Origin of the sequence: Pseudophaeobacter arcticus DSM 23566 (assembly GCF_000473205.1) — a bacterium.
GTDB lineage: Bacteria > Pseudomonadota > Alphaproteobacteria > Rhodobacterales > Rhodobacteraceae > Pseudophaeobacter > Pseudophaeobacter arcticus.
Genome location: NZ_KI421507.1, coordinates 3,525,214 through 3,539,807, shown reverse-complemented (window position 1 = coordinate 3,539,807; position 14,594 = coordinate 3,525,214). Strand labels below are relative to the sequence as shown.

Genomic DNA, 14,594 nt, shown 5'->3' with positions numbered 1-14,594 from the left:
CTTATCCGTTTATGAGCGCGCGCATGGCAGACCGGGTGCCCGGTCCGACTTTGCCGTCGATCGCACCAGTATAAAGCCCCATATCGCGCAGCCTGCGTTGCATCGCCATCAGCGTGCTTTGGCGCCATGAATCGCTGGACCAGCCCAGCGGAGTTTCGCTGCCCAGCTTCAGACCGTCGATGTAATGGGATACAGCGCTCTGGTCGCTTTGCGACACACCACGCCCGAGTTCATATTGGACCCCGATGTTGACGGTTGCCGTTGCATTTCCCTGCGCCGCCGCCTTGCGGTACCAGTCCAGGGCCTGGCTGTAGCTTTGCTGAACGCCGCGGCCCTTTTCATACATCCACCCCAGCGAAGTCTGTGCCGTTGCCAGGTCACGATTGGCAGCTCTGCGGAACCAGCGCACCGCTTCGACGTCGTCCTGCGACACTCCGTGCCCCTCGCGGTGAAAGATGCCGAGCTTGTACAGCGCGTTGAGATGGTCCGCCTGCGCCGCCTTTTGATACCAGCTGAAGGCGCGCGAATAGCTTTGGCTGACGCCGCGGCCATTTTCATACATCCAGGCCAGGTTATATTGGGCGCGGGGGTGATCGCGGTTGGCGGCCTTGCGATACCAGAACACGGCCAGCGCATCATCCTGCGGCACTGCGCGGCCTTTTTCATACATCCAGCCAAGCTGGGTTTCGGCAATTGGATAGCCTTGATCAGCGGCGCGTTTGAGCAGGTCTACAGCGATCTGATCGTCTTGGGTCACGCCCTGACCCCTGCGGTACATCAGCGCCAGATTGGTTTGCGCCATGGGATCCTGCGCCGCAGAGGCGGTGCGGTAATAAGACAGGGCTTGCTGCAGATCTTCGGCCTTGTCATAGGCCCGCGCCAAAAAGGCCTGAACCGCCGGGGTGTCGGGGTTGAGCGCCACTGCCCGCTTGCAGGTGGCGATTGCGCTGGCCGCATTCAGGTCTTCCCAGTCTACCCCAGCAGACCGGATGCGTTGGCCCATCAGGTGCGGGTGGCGAGGATGGCCGGCGGCATCAGCGCAGGACCGCAAGGCGGCCTGCTGGGCAGAAAGTGACGCGGCTGGCGGCGAACTGGGCTGCGGGGAGAGGGGGGCAGCGGCTGCCGGGGTATTGCCCTTGCCTTTGGAGAGGAGCGCCGCAAACTGATCCAGGGCCGAACCGGCTGCCGGTTGATCTGCCGGTTGGTCCAACTGGGTGGGGGCATTGGGCGCAGGAACTGGCTGCGCGGCTGTCACGGCCGGAGCAGCAGGGGTTGTCTGCGTTCGGGTTTGCGTACCGGTTGCGGTGGGCACCGCAGCAGGTCCACATCGCAGACGCAAATAGGCCTCGGCTATGGGGGCAAAGGTATGATCCGCACAGGTGGTCTGATAGGCCGAATAGGCGTAACACTGGTCGGCCTGCTGGGCGACCTTGAACAAGGCGCTGCACTGATCCAGTTCAGCAGTCTCTGCTTCTGCTTCTGTTTCGTCCTGCGAGGACGGGGGCTGGGTGCCACATTGCCCGGCCAGACAAATGCGTTCGGTTGTTTGGTCGTAATAGGCGGGCAGTTGCTGGTGTCCGCCATAGGAGGCCGCTTGCCGGGTGGTCTGCCTGCGAGCGTCCAGAATGGCATCCTGAAGATAGGTGCCCGGTTTCAGATGTTGGACAAAATTGCGGGTAAAGACAGAGAGCTTTTGATCCGGACTGTCTGTTGGCAGATGGTCCAAGGCCTGCTGCCCCTTGCCGGCGGAATAGATAATAAAGGTGCCGGTACTGGGCAAAACGGGCGTCAACCCGCGCGTCACGCCAATGGATTTTGTGCCGGGGCTCTGCAGAAAGGGGCTGTCGCGGCAGGCATCAATGACGGCAATGGTCAGGGCAACGCCCCTGGATTCGAGCTCATCCAGCAGGCCGTTATGGCCGTTCTGCAGCGGAATGGTGGCGTCCTCCAGCAGCTTTTGAAACTCTGGCTGTGGCCGCTGCACTTCGGTTGGAACGATATAGTTGACCCGGCCATTGCTCCAGCCATGCCCGGAATAGACAAAGGCCACGTCATCGCCGGGGGCGACCTGATTAAGGAAACTGTAAAAGGCATGCAGGGTCTGACGTCTGTCGAGATCCTTGTTCAGCGTCACCGCAAAGCCCAAGTCCTGTAGCGCCTCCGCATAGGCCTCAACATCGGCATGGGTATTGGCAAGATCTCCCAACTCTGCGTAGTCGGAATTGCCCAGTATGAAAGCATGACGCGCCGCAGATGCAGGCGCGGCGAGCAAAAGGGCCAGAAACAAAGCCAGAATTTGTCGCATTTCAACCTCCGCTACACAACGCACGCACTGCTACAATGTTGGCTGACCGCTGCCCGTCTTGGCAAGTGTTGTGATTCCAAACGCCTGTCATTTTTTGCAGGAGCCTAAAAAACAGGGCCTCGGATGCCGCTGTTACAATTCGTTAGATTTGTGAAAACTTCACGAAAAAGTTGACCGGCTAGCATGATGCAGTCCCTAATCGGGACCAGAATCGTGTGACAGCGATCTGCCGGTCGGGGAAGGCCGGAATGGGAGGAGAAAGACATTGGCTCAGATGCAGTCAGGCGCTGCGGGGAAACTCTCCCTGCCGGCGCTGCTTGAACGCAACGTTGCGGAATTCGGTGATCAACCGGCGTACCGGGAAAAAGAATTTGGCATTTGGCAGTGCTGGACCTGGGCGGAGACCGCCAAGGAGATCGAGTCACTGGCGCTTGGTCTTATCAATCTTGGTGTGAATGAAGGTGACTTTATCGCCATCATCGGCGGCAACCGCCCCTATCTGTACTGGTCGATGGTTGCAGCCCAATCCGTGGGCGCCATTCCGGTGCCGCTGTACCAGGATGCCAACGCCGAAGAGATGGCCTATGTGCTGGATCACTGTGGGGCACGCTTTGTGATTGCCGCTGATCAGGAACAGGTCGACAAGGTGATCGAGGTGCAGGACCAGTTGCACCAGTTTGAACATCTGATCTACCTGGATCCACGGGGCCTGCGTAAATACGACCACCACACGCTGCATGAGTATGCTCATATTCAGGAGCAGGGTCGCGCCACCTATGACGAGTGGATCACCGATCTGAACGAACGCCGCGCCAAGCTGACCTATGACAGCACCTGCGTGATGCTTTATACCTCGGGCACCACCGGCAAGCCCAAGGGCGTTGTTCTGTCCAACCGCAACATTATCGAAAGTGCCAAAAACGCTTGCGAGTTTGACAAGCTGAAGCAGACGGATGAGATCCTCGCCTATCTGCCGATGGCCTGGGTTGGGGATTTTATCTTCTCGATTGGTCAGGCCTACTGGAGCGGGTTCTGCGTGAACTGCCCGGAAAGCCCCGAGACCATGATGACCGATCTGCGTGAGATCGGCCCCAGCTACTACTTTGCTCCGCCACGGGTGTTTGAAACCCAGTTGACCAATGTGATGATCCGCATGGAAGACGCGGGCAATTTCAAACGCAATATGTTCCACCACTTTATGGCGCATGCCAAAAAGGTTGGCCCGGATATTCTCGACGGTAAGCCCGTTGGCATGATGGACCGGCTGAAATATGCGCTGGGCGATCTGCTGGTCTATGGCCCGCTGAAAGACACGCTGGGTTTTGGCAATGTCCGCGTTGGCTATACCGCTGGTGAAGCCATCGGCCCGGAGATTTTTGAGTTCTACCGCTCGCTGGGGATCAACCTCAAACAGCTGTATGGCCAGACCGAAGCCACCGTTTTCATCACCGTGCAGCCAGATGGCGAAGTGCGCGCCGATACCGTTGGCGTGCCGGCTCCGGATGTGGAAATCCGCATCGCCGACAATGGTGAGATCTTCTACCGTAGCCCGGGCACTTTTGTGGAATATTACAAGAACCCCGAAAGCACCGCAGATACCAAGGACGCCGAGGGCTGGGTTGCAACGGGTGACGCGGGCTTCTTTGAAAAAGATTCTGGCCACCTGCGCATCATCGACCGGGCCAAGGATGTGGGTAAGATGGCTGATGGCGGCATGTTCGCCCCCAAGTTTGTCGAGAACAAGCTGAAGTTCTATCCCGACATTCTGGAGGCGGTGCTGTTTGGCAATGGCAAGGACCGCTGCGTTGCCTTTATCAACATCGACCTATCAGCGGTGGGCAACTGGGCGGAACGCAACAACATCGCTTATGCGTCCTATCAGGAACTGGCTGGCCATCCCAAGGTGCTGCAGTCGATCCGGGAGCATGTCTCGGAGGTGAACAAATCAGTTGCTGCTGACCCGATGCTGTCGGGCTGTCAGGTGCACCGCTTTGTGGTTCTGCACAAGGAACTGGATGCGGATGATGGCGAGATGACCCGGACCCGCAAGGTGCGTCGCCGGATCGTCGAAGAGAAATTCGCGGATATCATCGGCGCGCTTTATGATGGTTCGAGCGAGATTTCGACCACCACCGAAGTCACCTATGAGGACGGCCGTAAAGGCGCCATCAGTGCTACGCTGACCATCATTGACGCGGATCTGTCGCCAACGGCCCAACAGCGGGTGGCCGCAGAATGAACCTTCAAAACTCAGACTGGCATAGTGCCCGTCTCAAACCACGCGCCCGGATCTCAGATCAGGTCGGGACAGTGTTCGGGATGAAAGGCGGTATGCACCACCTGGCGGATCATAAACGGCGCGCTGAACCCACGGGTTTGGCGTTTGAGAGTGGCGCGGCTTTCGGATTGAGACAGGCCTTTGCGTCTGCACTCCAGCGCCATGTCCAACAGGCAACTGTGCTCGAATTCGCTAAACATTGCAGGGATCTCCTTGCTGCTCATCTTTCTCAAGTGTCCGCTAATTTGGTTAACATTTTAGTGTGGCGAAAAAATGGAGACGTCGCATATGCTTGACCAATCCGATAGCTATGTCACCGCAGACGGTCGCACCATCGGCGGTGTGGTGATGGAAATGAAAAACATCACCCTGCGCTTTGGTGGCGTGGTGGCGATCAAGGATATCTCTTTTGATATCCGCGAAGGTGAAATTCGCGCCATCATCGGCCCCAACGGCGCCGGGAAATCCTCGATGCTGAACGTGATTTCGGGCTTCTATGTGCCGCAAGAAGGCACTGTGGAGTTTCACGGCAAGCCACGCCCGCAGATGCGCCCCTATGAGGTGGCACAGCAGGGCATCGCCCGGACCTTCCAGAACATCGCGCTGTTTGAAGGTATGAGCGTTCTGGACAATGTCATGACCGGCCGTCTGAACCACATGAAGACCAACTTGCTTCAGCAGGCGCTGTGGAAGGGCAAGGCCGAGAAGGAAGAGACCGCCAACCGCGAAGTGGTTGAAAAGGTTATCGACTTTCTTGAGATTCAGCACATCCGCAAAACGCCTGTGTCGCGCCTGCCTTATGGTTTGAAAAAGCGGGTGGAATTGGCGCGCGCCCTGGCGGCGGAGCCCAAGCTGTTGCTGCTGGACGAACCCATGGCGGGGATGAACGTCGAGGAAAAAGAGGACATGTCCCGCTTTATTCTTGATGTGAACGACGAATTTGGCACCACCATCGCCCTGATCGAACATGACATGGGTGTGGTGATGGATCTGTCTGACCGCGTGGTGGTGATGGATTATGGCAAAAAAATTGGTGACGGCACACCGGACGAAGTGCGCAACAATCAGGATGTGATCGACGCCTATCTGGGGGTGGCACATGACTAAAGTTCTGACAGATATGAGGAGAGCGACTGATGTCTGACCAGTTTCTTTTTACAACCGAAGTCTTCTTCAACGGGCTGATGGCCGGGGTGCTATATGCGCTTGTGGCACTGGGCTTTGTGCTGATCTACAAGGCCTCCGGCATCTTCAACTATGCCCAGGGCGTTATGGCGCTGTTTGCAGCCATGACCCTGGTGGGCATCATGCAGGGGCAGGTGCCGTTCAGCCATATCATCAACGCGATGTTCGGCACCGAGGTGCACCACTTTGGCTGGCATGTGCCGGCGCTGCTGGCCATCCTGCTGACGGTTGGGGTGATGGTGGTCTTTGCCTGGCTGGTGCAGCGCCTTGTCATGCGTCATCTGGTCGGCCAGGAGCCGATCATCCTGTTCATGGCGACCATCGGCCTGGCCTATTTCCTCGAAGGGTTTTCGGATCTGATGTGGGGCTCCGAAATCAAGAAACTGGATGTGGGTCTGCCCCAGGGTGGGTCTTTCTGGATCGAAGACATGACCTCGGGCCTTGGCTCTGACAATTTCTACGGCTTCTTCATCGACCAGCTCGACATTGTGGCAACTGCGATTGCGGCGCTTCTGGTGGTCGGTCTGGTGCTCTTTGCCCAATATACCAAACAGGGCCGCGCCATGCGGGCCGTGGCGGATGATCACCAGGCGGCGCTGTCGGTTGGCATCTCGCTGAACTTCATCTGGGTTCTGGTCTGGTCGGTTGCGGGTTTTGTTGCCCTGGTGGCCGGGATCGTCTGGGGCACCAAGTCGGGGGTACAGTTCTCGCTGTCCCTGATCGCGCTCAAGGCCCTGCCGGTTCTGATGCTGGGTGGCTTTACCTCCATCCCCGGCGCCATCGTTGGTGGCTTGATCATCGGCGTTGGCGAAAAGCTCTTTGAATTTGCCATCGGCCCCATGGTGGGCGGTGCCACCGAGAACTGGTTTGCCTATGTACTGGCGCTCCTGTTCCTGGTGTTCAGACCACAGGGTCTGTTTGGCGAAAAGATCATCGAACGGGTTTGACCCCATAAGCAAGACTGGCCTCCCCGCTCTGATCTGGATGGGGAGGCATCAAGGAAACCCTCGCAGCCTGCGCCATGTCCGTGCGCACCGTAAATTAGGAGAACATGCAGGATGAAGCTCATAGCCATCATCAACGTGATTGCCTGGTCCGGTTTCTGGGCCTTTGGATACCTGGCCATCAGCGCCGGTGGTTTTTCCGAAGCTCAGGTTGTCACCTCGGCGCTGTTGGCTGCGGCGGGTCTTTTTACCGGCATCATTGCCTATCTGCGCCTGGCCCGTTCGGCTGAGTTGAGCGGATATGCAAAAAAATCCAATCAAATGAGCGCAGCGGATCGTAATCGCGCGCACCAACAGGGGAGCATCTAACGCATGTTCTATCGCGAAGCCGGAGACTTCAAAGTCTCTTATGAACAGGACAGCCAGACCTTCCCGATCAAGTTTGATCGCTATCGGTATTACTTTGTGCTGCTCATTGCCTTTCTGGTCGTTCCTTTCCTTATCAACGACTACTGGGCCAGCGCCATTTTGCTGCCGTTTCTGATCTATTCGATCGCTGCGATCGGCCTCAATGTCCTGGTTGGCTACGCTGGGCAGGTGAGCCTCGGGACCGGTGGTTTTATGGCGGTAGGGGCCTATGCCTGTTACAAGCTGATGACCGTCTTTCCCGACGTGAGCATGTTTGTACATGTTTTGCTGGCGGGCGGTGTGACCGGTCTGGTCTGCGTGGTGTTTGGCCTGCCAAGCCTGCGTATCAAGGGCTTTTATCTGGCGGTGGCGACACTGGCGGCGCAGTTCTTCCTGGTCTGGTTGTTCAACCGGGTGCCATGGTTCTACAACTACTCCGCCTCTGGCCAAATCAATGCGCCAGAGCGTGATGTCTTTGGCATTATGATCACCGGCCCCAATGCACCTGCCTGGGCAACCTATCTGTTCTGCCTAGTCTTCCTGACCCTCTGTGCCCTGGTTGCCCGCAACCTGACACGCGGCACCGTTGGCCGCAGCTGGATGGCGATCCGCGACATGGACATCGCAGCCGAAATCATCGGGGTGAACCCGCTGAAGGCGAAACTGACAGCCTTTGCCGTGTCGGGTTTCTTTATCGGCATCTCTGGCGCGCTGTTCTTTGCGCTGTACCTCGGCGCGGTAGAAGTGGGTGAGGCCTTTGGCATCACCAAGTCGTTCCAGGTCTTGTTCATGGTGATCATTGGCGGCTTGGGCTCGATCTTTGGCTCCTTTGCCGGCGCGGCCTTTCTGGTCCTGCTGCCGGTAATCCTGAAGGTGGTTGGCGTGGATGTGCTGGGGTGGCCCACTGATATCGTGGCCCACTTCCAGCTGGTGATCGTCGGGGCGCTGATCGTGTTTTTCCTGATCGTGGAACCACATGGGCTGGCGCAGCTCTGGCGCGTCGCAAAAGAGAAACTGAGGCTATGGCCCTTCCCGCACTAACGCGGCAAGGTTCGAGAAGAGCGGCGGGGACAAGATCAATATTACAGCCCCGCCTACCCAAGACGACTATCGGATGAGACCAAGGGAGGAAGAATACCGATGAAAATGAAACTTACCACTCTGGCGCTGGGCGCCATGATGGCTGCGGGTCCGGCAATGGCGGATCTGGTGTTCCCATCGCTGAGCTATCGTACCGGGCCCTATGCTGCGAGCGGTATCCCGTTTGCGGATGGTTACGCTGACTACTTCACCCTCGTAAACGAGCGTGATGGCGGTATCGGCGGCGTGATGACCAAGCTGATCGAATGCGAAACCGGCTATAACACCGAAAAAGGTGTGGAATGCTACGAATCCACCAAAGGCGAAGGCGCCCTGGTGTATCAACCGCTCTCCACCGGTATTACCTATCAGCTGATCCCAAAAACTGCGGCTGACGGCATCCCTCTTCACACCATGGGCTATGGCCGGACCTCGGCTGCCAATGGCAATGTCTTTGGCAACGTGTTCAACTACCCTGCCAACTACTGGGACGGCGCCTCGGGTATCATCAACTATCTGCTGGATGAAAACGGTGGCGACCTGAAAGGCAAGAAAATTGCCCTGGTTTTCCACAACTCCGCCTATGGTAAAGAGCCTATCCGCACCCTGGAAGAGCTGGCTGCAAAGCACGGTTTTGAGCTGACCACCCTGCCCGTTGACCACCCTGGTCAGGAGCAGAAATCCCAGTGGCTGCAGATCCGCCGCGAGCGTCCTGACTTTGTCCTGATGTGGGGCTGGGGCGTGATGAACCAGGTTGCTATCCAGGAAGCCGCAAACATCCGTTTCCCAATGGAAAACTTCATTGGTGTATGGTGGTCCGGTGCCGAGCATGACGTTCTGTCTGCGGGTGCAGCTGCCGATGGCTACAAAGCAGTGACGTTCCACAATGTTGGCCGTGACTTCCCGGTATTTGACGACATCCAGAAATATGTTGTTGATACAGGTAAGGCCGCCGGTGCTGGCGATCAGATCGGCAACGTGCTGTATAACCGTGGTCTTTACGCGGCGATGTTGGCCGTTGAAGCCGCCAAAACCGCTCAGGAAATCCACGGCACAGCTAACATCACCCCTGCGATGATGCGCGATGGCATGGAAGCTCTGGAAATGCCCGAAGCCCGGATGTCGGCGCTTGGCATGCCTTACTTTGGTCCGTCGTTCAACGTGTCCTGTGAAAACCACGGTGGCCCTGGTCTTGTTGGTGTGACCCAGTGGGATGCGGAGTCCAAAACCTGGAGCCTGATTGCTGACTTCCAGAAAACCGACGATGAGGTGATCAAGCCGCTGATCGAGGCCGACTCTGCCTCCTATGCGACTGAAAACAACATCGAGCCTCAGTGTAACTAAAGACTAATCCGATCCCACATCTGCGTGGGGTCGGGCCTTAATCCGGCGCGGCGGCCTGGCTGCCGCGCCACACCGACCAGACCCGGATGCGCCAACAAAAGCGCCCTGGACCGTATGAGGACAAGCTTTGATGCTGGATGCAGCCAACACCACTGATGTGCAGGCCGAGACCCTGCTAGAGGTCAACAATATCGAGGTGATCTACAATCACGTGATCCTGGTGCTGAAAGGCGTCAGCCTCAATGTTCCCAAAGGCGGCATTACCGCGCTTTTGGGCGGCAACGGTGCCGGAAAGACAACAACGCTCAAGGCGATCTCTAACCTGCTGCGCTCTGAACGTGGCGAGGTGACCAAGGGATCGGTAAAATACCGTGGCAAGAATGTTCACGATGCAGACCCTGCTGAACTGGTGCGCAACGGCGTGATCCAGGTGATGGAGGGCCGCCATTGCTTTGAGCACCTGACGGTTGAAGAAAACCTGCTGACTGGCGCCTATACCCGGACAGACCGGGGCGCGAAGATCCAGCAAGATCTTGAAATGGTTTATACCTATTTCCCACGCTTGAAAGAACGCCGCAAAAGCCAGGCGGGCTATACCTCGGGCGGGGAACAGCAGATGGTGGCCATGGGCCGCGCCCTGATGAGCCGCCCTGAAACCATCCTGCTGGATGAGCCCTCGATGGGGCTGGCACCACAGCTGGTGGAACAGATCTTTGAGATCGTAAAAACCATCAACGAACAGGAAGGCGTGACCTTCCTTCTGGCTGAACAGAACACCAATGTGGCACTGCGCTATGCCCACTATGGCTATATTCTGGAATCCGGTCGGGTGGTGATGGATGGCCCTGCTGCCGAACTGCGCGAAAACCCCGATGTAAAAGAGTTCTACCTTGGCATGTCCGATGAGGGCCGCAAAAGCTTTCGGGATGTGCGTTCGTATCGCCGTCGTAAGCGGTGGTTGAGCTAAGGGAGTGATGGTGAACAAATGACCTATTTTGATACCCTAGAAACGCGGTCCGATGACCAACGCGCCAGTGATCTTGCAGCCGCTTTGCCGGGACAGATTGCGCTAGCCCAAACGGCCCCGGGTTACGCGGACAGCCTGAGCGGGATTGAGGCCGGCAGTATTACCTCGGCTGCTGATCTGGCGGCGCTGCCGGTGCTGCGCAAATCTGACCTCAGCAAGGCTCAGGGCGGCAATGCGCCTTTTGGTGGGTTTACTGTGAAACCGGCCTCTGGTTTTGCCCATATTTTCCAATCTCCGGGTCCGATCTATGAGCCGGGCGGCGTCGATCACGACTGGTGGCGCATGGGACGGTTCCTGCATGCGGTTGGTATCGGTCAGGGCGATGTGGTGCAGAACTGCTTTGGCTACCATCTGACGCCTGCGGGCATGATCTTTGAAAACGGCGCCCGCGCTGTTGGCGCTGCGGTTCTACCGGCCGGCACTGGCCAGACCGAGCTGCAGGTGACAGCCGCACGGGATGTGGGGGCCACTGCCTATGCGGGCACACCTGACTATTTGAAAGTCATTCTCGACAAGGCCGAAGCCATGGGGGTGACGCTGGGCTTTACCAAGGCCGCTGTTGGTGGCGGTGCGCTGTTTCCGTCGCTGCGTCAGGAATATGCTGATCGCGGCATCACCTGCTTGCAAAGCTACGCCACTGCGGATCTCGGCAATATCGCCTATGAGAGCGCCGCGATGGATGGCATGATTGTTGATGAAAACGTCATCGTCGAGATCGTCACGCCCGGCACTGGCACCCCTGTTGCGCCCGGTGAAGTGGGCGAGGTGGTGGTGACTACGCTCAATCCAGACTATCCGCTGGTCCGGTTTGCCACGGGTGATTTGTCGGCCATCCTGCCTGGTGTCTCCCCCTGTGGGCGGACCAATCTGCGGATCAAGGGCTGGATGGGCCGCGCGGATCAGACAACCAAGATCAAGGGCATGTTTGTCCGTCCCGAACAGGTCGCGGCCCTGGTTGCAAAGCATGATGAGATCGTCAAGGCCCGTGTGATTGCTGCCCGTGATGGCGAGATGGACACCATGACGGTGCAGATCGAGGCCAATGCCGGCGATGAGATCACCTTTGGTAAGTCAGTTATCGAAGTGCTGAAGATGAAGGGCAAGATCGAAGTTGTTGCCCCTGGTGCTCTGCCCAAGGACGGCTTGGTGATCGAGGACCAGCGCAGCTACGACTAACCCATACACCCGCACCAGGCCGCCTGACGCTGGGCTCCCCTATCCCCGCACCGCTTTTGTTGGTGTCCTTTCCCCCCGATGCGCCAGACGGCCGTCGGGGGGATTTTTTGCTCAGACCCCAAAGCCCTGCGGTGCAGATCCTGCCGCGTTTGGTTTCCTGCTGGAGTTTCTGACCAAAATGATCGCATAAGGGGGGCAGAGCCAATTGACAGCTAAGAGCCGGAAGAATGACTGCCGTGAGCGAGACTGAAGAATACGCCCCAAAGGGCAACCGCCGTGGGCGACGCTCGGGAACCGAGGTGTTTTCCTTTCTCGCCTGGACTGTGGCGCTGGCCTGCATCCTGCCGATGGTTGCGGTTGCTCTGGCGGCGCTGACCGGCGGTACGGATACGGTGCGGCATCTGGTCGATACGGTGTTGACCGGCTATGCGCTGACCACCTTTGGGCTGGTGGCGCTGGTCTCGGTCGGGACCCTGGGGATTGGTGTTGGCGCCGCCTGGCTGGTCACCATGACGCGGTTTCCCGGCGTGCGGCTGTTTGAAATCGCGCTGGTCCTGCCACTGGCCTTTCCGGCCTATGTTCTGGCCTATGCCTATACCTTTGTCCTGGACCACCCTGGCATCGTACAGACCAGTTTGCGTCAGGTGACCGGCTGGGGGCCGCGCGATTACTGGTTCCCCGAGATCCGTTCGCTGGGGGGGGCAGCGGTGATGCTGGTGCTGGTGCTGTACCCCTATGTCTATCTGTTGGCGCGGGCAGCCTTTCTGCAGCAAAGCGGCGGTGCCTTTCTGGCGGCGCGGGCGTTGGGAAAGAACGCCTTTCAGGCCTTCTGGCTGGTGAGCCTGCCAATGGCGCGTCCGGCAATTGCGTCGGGCGTATTGCTGACGGTGATGGAGACCATCGCGGATTTTGGCACCGTGTCCTATTTTGGCGTGCAGACCTTTGCCACGGGGATCTACACCAGCTGGTTTTCCATGGGGGACCGGGCCGGGGCGGCGCAATTGGCGCTGTGCTTGCTGAGTTTTGCGCTGGCGCTGGCCGTGGTGGAGCGCTCGACCCGTGGCAAGGCGCGCTATCATCAGGCTGGCAAACAGCACGCGGCGATGCCCCCGGCTGAGCTCAAAGGCTGGCAGTCTGCCGGTGCCTGGGTGCTCTGTGCTCTGCCGGTCTGTCTGGGCTTTTTGCTGCCCGTCATTATCCTGTTCAATATGGGGCTACAGTCCGAACAAAACCTGTTCAGCAGCCGCTATCTGGCCTTTTTGCAGAACTCCCTCACCCTGGCGACACTGGCTGCGTTGCTGACGGTACTGGCGGCGATCTGTCTGGGATTCTACCTGCGGCTGCGCCCCGGGCGGGCCTCCTCGACGGCGGCCTATATTTCCCGGTTGGGCTACGCGGTTCCCGGCGGGGTGATTGCGGTGGGGCTGATGGTGCCTTTTGCCGCCTTTGACAATGCGCTGGACGCCTGGATGCGGGCCAATTTTGAGATCCGCACCGGGCTGTTGATTTCCGGCTCGATCTGGCTGTTGGTGGCGGCCTATATGGTGCGCTTTCTGGCGGCGGCGCTTGGCGCCTATGAAAGCGGCCAGTCTACCGTTCATGCCAATATGGATTTGGCGGCGCGCTCTTTGGGGCAGGGGCCCTTGGGGATGCTGCGCCGGGTGCACCTGCCGATGCTCACCCCCAGTTTGCTGACCGCCCTGCTGATTGTCTTTGTCGATGTGATGAAGGAGCTGCCGGCCACCCTGATCATGCGGCCTTTCAACTATGACACCCTGGCGGTGCAGGCCTACCGATTGGCCTCGGATGAGCGGCTGGAAGGCGCGGCGGTGCCGTCGCTGGTGATTGTTGCAATTGGGCTGTTGCCGGTGATCCTGATCTGTCGCCAGGTGGGACGGCGCTAGGGAAAGCCCAAGCGCCCCCTCAGCTGGTCCACCAGGCTTCGATCTGATCCCGGCTGATCTGATCCTTTGGCCCCAGGGCCACCAGCTGGGTCTGGGTCGCGTCGCAGCGCCTGGCCTCGACGTTCTGGCCGACAATATGCAGCGCATAGGCGCCGCCGGTGGTCAGCACAAACCCCTTCATCCGGTAAAGCCCCTGTGGACGCGCTGCCAGCTTGTCCCCCAGAGCGCGGCGATCAAGGGGCGTTTCGCTGTAAAATTGCCAGGTGGTAAAGGCCGGATGCGCTGTGGCTCTGCTGCGGCTTTGCGGCAAAGGCAGCACATCAAACAGCAGATCAGCCAATGGCGTCGCATCCAACAGGCGCAAACCACGCGCTCCGATCTGGGAAAGCTGCGCCTGAAGATCCGCGTCAAGCGCGTTGGTTTTGCTCACCAGCACCAGGTCGGCGCTGCTGATTTGTTGACGCACCAGGCCTGCGACGGCCGGGTCGGCCAACAGGTCAGGGGCGTTTTTGCCATCCACCAATGAGACGATACCGCCATAGCTGAGGTCGGGGATGTTTTGGATGGTGGCCGCGATCGCAGAAGGATCTGACACGCCGCTGGCCTCGATCAGGATATGATCCGGTCGGTCGGCCTGCAGGGCGATCTTGCGCAGCGCCATCTGCAGATCCTGATCCATGCTGCAGCAGACACAGCCATTGGTCAGCGCCAGGGTCTCGCCCTCTTCGGCTTTGATCAGGGCATCATCAATGTTCACCGCGCCAAAATCATTCACCACAACCATCAGCCGCAACCCGTGGTCTTCGGCCAGCAGGCGATTGATCAGGGTGGTTTTCCCCGCGCCCAGATAGCCGCTGAGCACGGTGACAGGCAGGCGAGTCATCGCGCGCCTCCTGAGAGAGCATCCTGTAGGGGTACCACCGTGATCTGAACCATAGGACCC

Annotated in this window: 12 protein-coding genes; 9 read left to right on the top strand and 3 right to left on the bottom strand. The window is 58.7% G+C overall.

Annotated elements, in window-relative coordinates; translation table 11 throughout:
* Window position 1 precedes the first annotated feature (1 nt).
* Complete coding sequence (locus ARCT_RS0121580) at window positions 2-2,305, bottom strand: caspase family protein (RefSeq protein ID WP_027241926.1); 2,304 nt, start codon at window positions 2,303-2,305, stop codon at window positions 2-4.
* 274 nt (window positions 2,306-2,579) lie between these two features.
* On the opposite strand from ARCT_RS0121580, the gene ARCT_RS0121575 reads away from it, so the two are divergent.
* Window positions 2,580-4,544, top strand: a complete 1,965-nt coding sequence (locus ARCT_RS0121575; RefSeq protein ID WP_027241925.1) for an AMP-binding protein — start codon at window positions 2,580-2,582, stop codon at window positions 4,542-4,544.
* A 53-nt stretch (window positions 4,545-4,597) separates the two neighbouring features.
* On the opposite strand, the gene ARCT_RS0121570 is transcribed toward ARCT_RS0121575, so the two are convergent.
* Window positions 4,598-4,783, bottom strand: a complete 186-nt coding sequence (locus tag ARCT_RS0121570; RefSeq protein WP_027241924.1) for a hypothetical protein — start codon at window positions 4,781-4,783, stop codon at window positions 4,598-4,600.
* An 88-nt stretch (window positions 4,784-4,871) separates the two neighbouring features.
* Here ARCT_RS0121570 and ARCT_RS0121565 point away from each other — a divergent pair, with 88 nt between their 5' ends.
* From ARCT_RS0121565 to ARCT_RS0121530, 8 genes are all read left to right on the top strand, one after another.
* Window positions 4,872-5,690 carry an ABC transporter ATP-binding protein gene (locus ARCT_RS0121565; protein WP_027241923.1) on the top strand — a complete coding sequence of 273 codons (819 nt, stop codon included), beginning with the start codon at window positions 4,872-4,874 and terminating at the stop codon, window positions 5,688-5,690.
* A 29-nt stretch (window positions 5,691-5,719) separates the two neighbouring features.
* On the top strand, window positions 5,720-6,715 hold the full coding sequence (locus tag ARCT_RS0121560) for a branched-chain amino acid ABC transporter permease (protein ID WP_027241922.1): 996 nt from the start codon (window positions 5,720-5,722) through the stop codon (window positions 6,713-6,715).
* 111 nt (window positions 6,716-6,826) lie between these two features.
* Window positions 6,827-7,081: a hypothetical protein gene (locus ARCT_RS0121555; RefSeq protein WP_036785291.1), complete on the top strand. Its 255-nt coding sequence runs from the start codon at window positions 6,827-6,829 to the stop codon at window positions 7,079-7,081.
* 3 nt (window positions 7,082-7,084) lie between these two features.
* Entirely contained in the window at window positions 7,085-8,161 is a 1,077-nt protein-coding gene (locus tag ARCT_RS0121550) for a branched-chain amino acid ABC transporter permease (protein WP_027241920.1), read from the top strand.
* A 99-nt stretch (window positions 8,162-8,260) separates the two neighbouring features.
* Window positions 8,261-9,544, top strand: a complete 1,284-nt coding sequence (locus ARCT_RS0121545) for an ABC transporter substrate-binding protein (RefSeq protein ID WP_027241919.1) — start codon at window positions 8,261-8,263, stop codon at window positions 9,542-9,544.
* Between the two features lie 130 nt (window positions 9,545-9,674).
* Window positions 9,675-10,511 carry an ABC transporter ATP-binding protein gene (locus ARCT_RS0121540; protein ID WP_027241918.1) on the top strand — a complete coding sequence of 279 codons (837 nt, stop codon included), beginning with the start codon at window positions 9,675-9,677 and terminating at the stop codon, window positions 10,509-10,511.
* Window positions 10,512-10,529: 18 nt separating this feature from the next.
* Window positions 10,530-11,747, top strand: a complete 1,218-nt coding sequence (locus ARCT_RS0121535; RefSeq protein ID WP_027241917.1) for a phenylacetate--CoA ligase family protein — start codon at window positions 10,530-10,532, stop codon at window positions 11,745-11,747.
* A 227-nt stretch (window positions 11,748-11,974) separates the two neighbouring features.
* Complete coding sequence (locus ARCT_RS0121530) at window positions 11,975-13,651, top strand: ABC transporter permease (protein WP_027241916.1); 1,677 nt, start codon at window positions 11,975-11,977, stop codon at window positions 13,649-13,651.
* A gap of 19 nt (window positions 13,652-13,670) precedes the next feature.
* On the opposite strand, the gene ARCT_RS0121525 is transcribed toward ARCT_RS0121530, so the two are convergent.
* Window positions 13,671-14,534, bottom strand: a complete 864-nt coding sequence (locus ARCT_RS0121525; RefSeq protein ID WP_027241915.1) for a CobW family GTP-binding protein — start codon at window positions 14,532-14,534, stop codon at window positions 13,671-13,673.
* Window positions 14,535-14,594: the final 60 nt, after the last annotated feature.

Coding starts and splice junctions, on each gene's coding strand:
- ARCT_RS0121530 (WP_027241916.1), top strand. CDS start 11,975: ATGACTGCCGTGAGCGAGACTGAAGAATACGCCCCAAAGGGCAACCGC.
- ARCT_RS0121575 (WP_027241925.1), top strand. CDS start 2,580: ATGCAGTCAGGCGCTGCGGGGAAACTCTCCCTGCCGGCGCTGCTTGAA.
- ARCT_RS0121580 (WP_027241926.1), bottom strand. CDS start 2,305: ATGCGACAAATTCTGGCTTTGTTTCTGGCCCTTTTGCTCGCCGCGCCT.
- ARCT_RS0121555 (WP_036785291.1), top strand. CDS start 6,827: ATGAAGCTCATAGCCATCATCAACGTGATTGCCTGGTCCGGTTTCTGG.
- ARCT_RS0121525 (WP_027241915.1), bottom strand. CDS start 14,534: ATGACTCGCCTGCCTGTCACCGTGCTCAGCGGCTATCTGGGCGCGGGG.
- ARCT_RS0121570 (WP_027241924.1), bottom strand. CDS start 4,783: ATGTTTAGCGAATTCGAGCACAGTTGCCTGTTGGACATGGCGCTGGAG.
- ARCT_RS0121535 (WP_027241917.1), top strand. CDS start 10,530: ATGACCTATTTTGATACCCTAGAAACGCGGTCCGATGACCAACGCGCC.
- ARCT_RS0121565 (WP_027241923.1), top strand. CDS start 4,872: ATGCTTGACCAATCCGATAGCTATGTCACCGCAGACGGTCGCACCATC.
- ARCT_RS0121560 (WP_027241922.1), top strand. CDS start 5,720: ATGTCTGACCAGTTTCTTTTTACAACCGAAGTCTTCTTCAACGGGCTG.
- ARCT_RS0121545 (WP_027241919.1), top strand. CDS start 8,261: ATGAAAATGAAACTTACCACTCTGGCGCTGGGCGCCATGATGGCTGCG.
- ARCT_RS0121540 (WP_027241918.1), top strand. CDS start 9,675: ATGCTGGATGCAGCCAACACCACTGATGTGCAGGCCGAGACCCTGCTA.
- ARCT_RS0121550 (WP_027241920.1), top strand. CDS start 7,085: ATGTTCTATCGCGAAGCCGGAGACTTCAAAGTCTCTTATGAACAGGAC.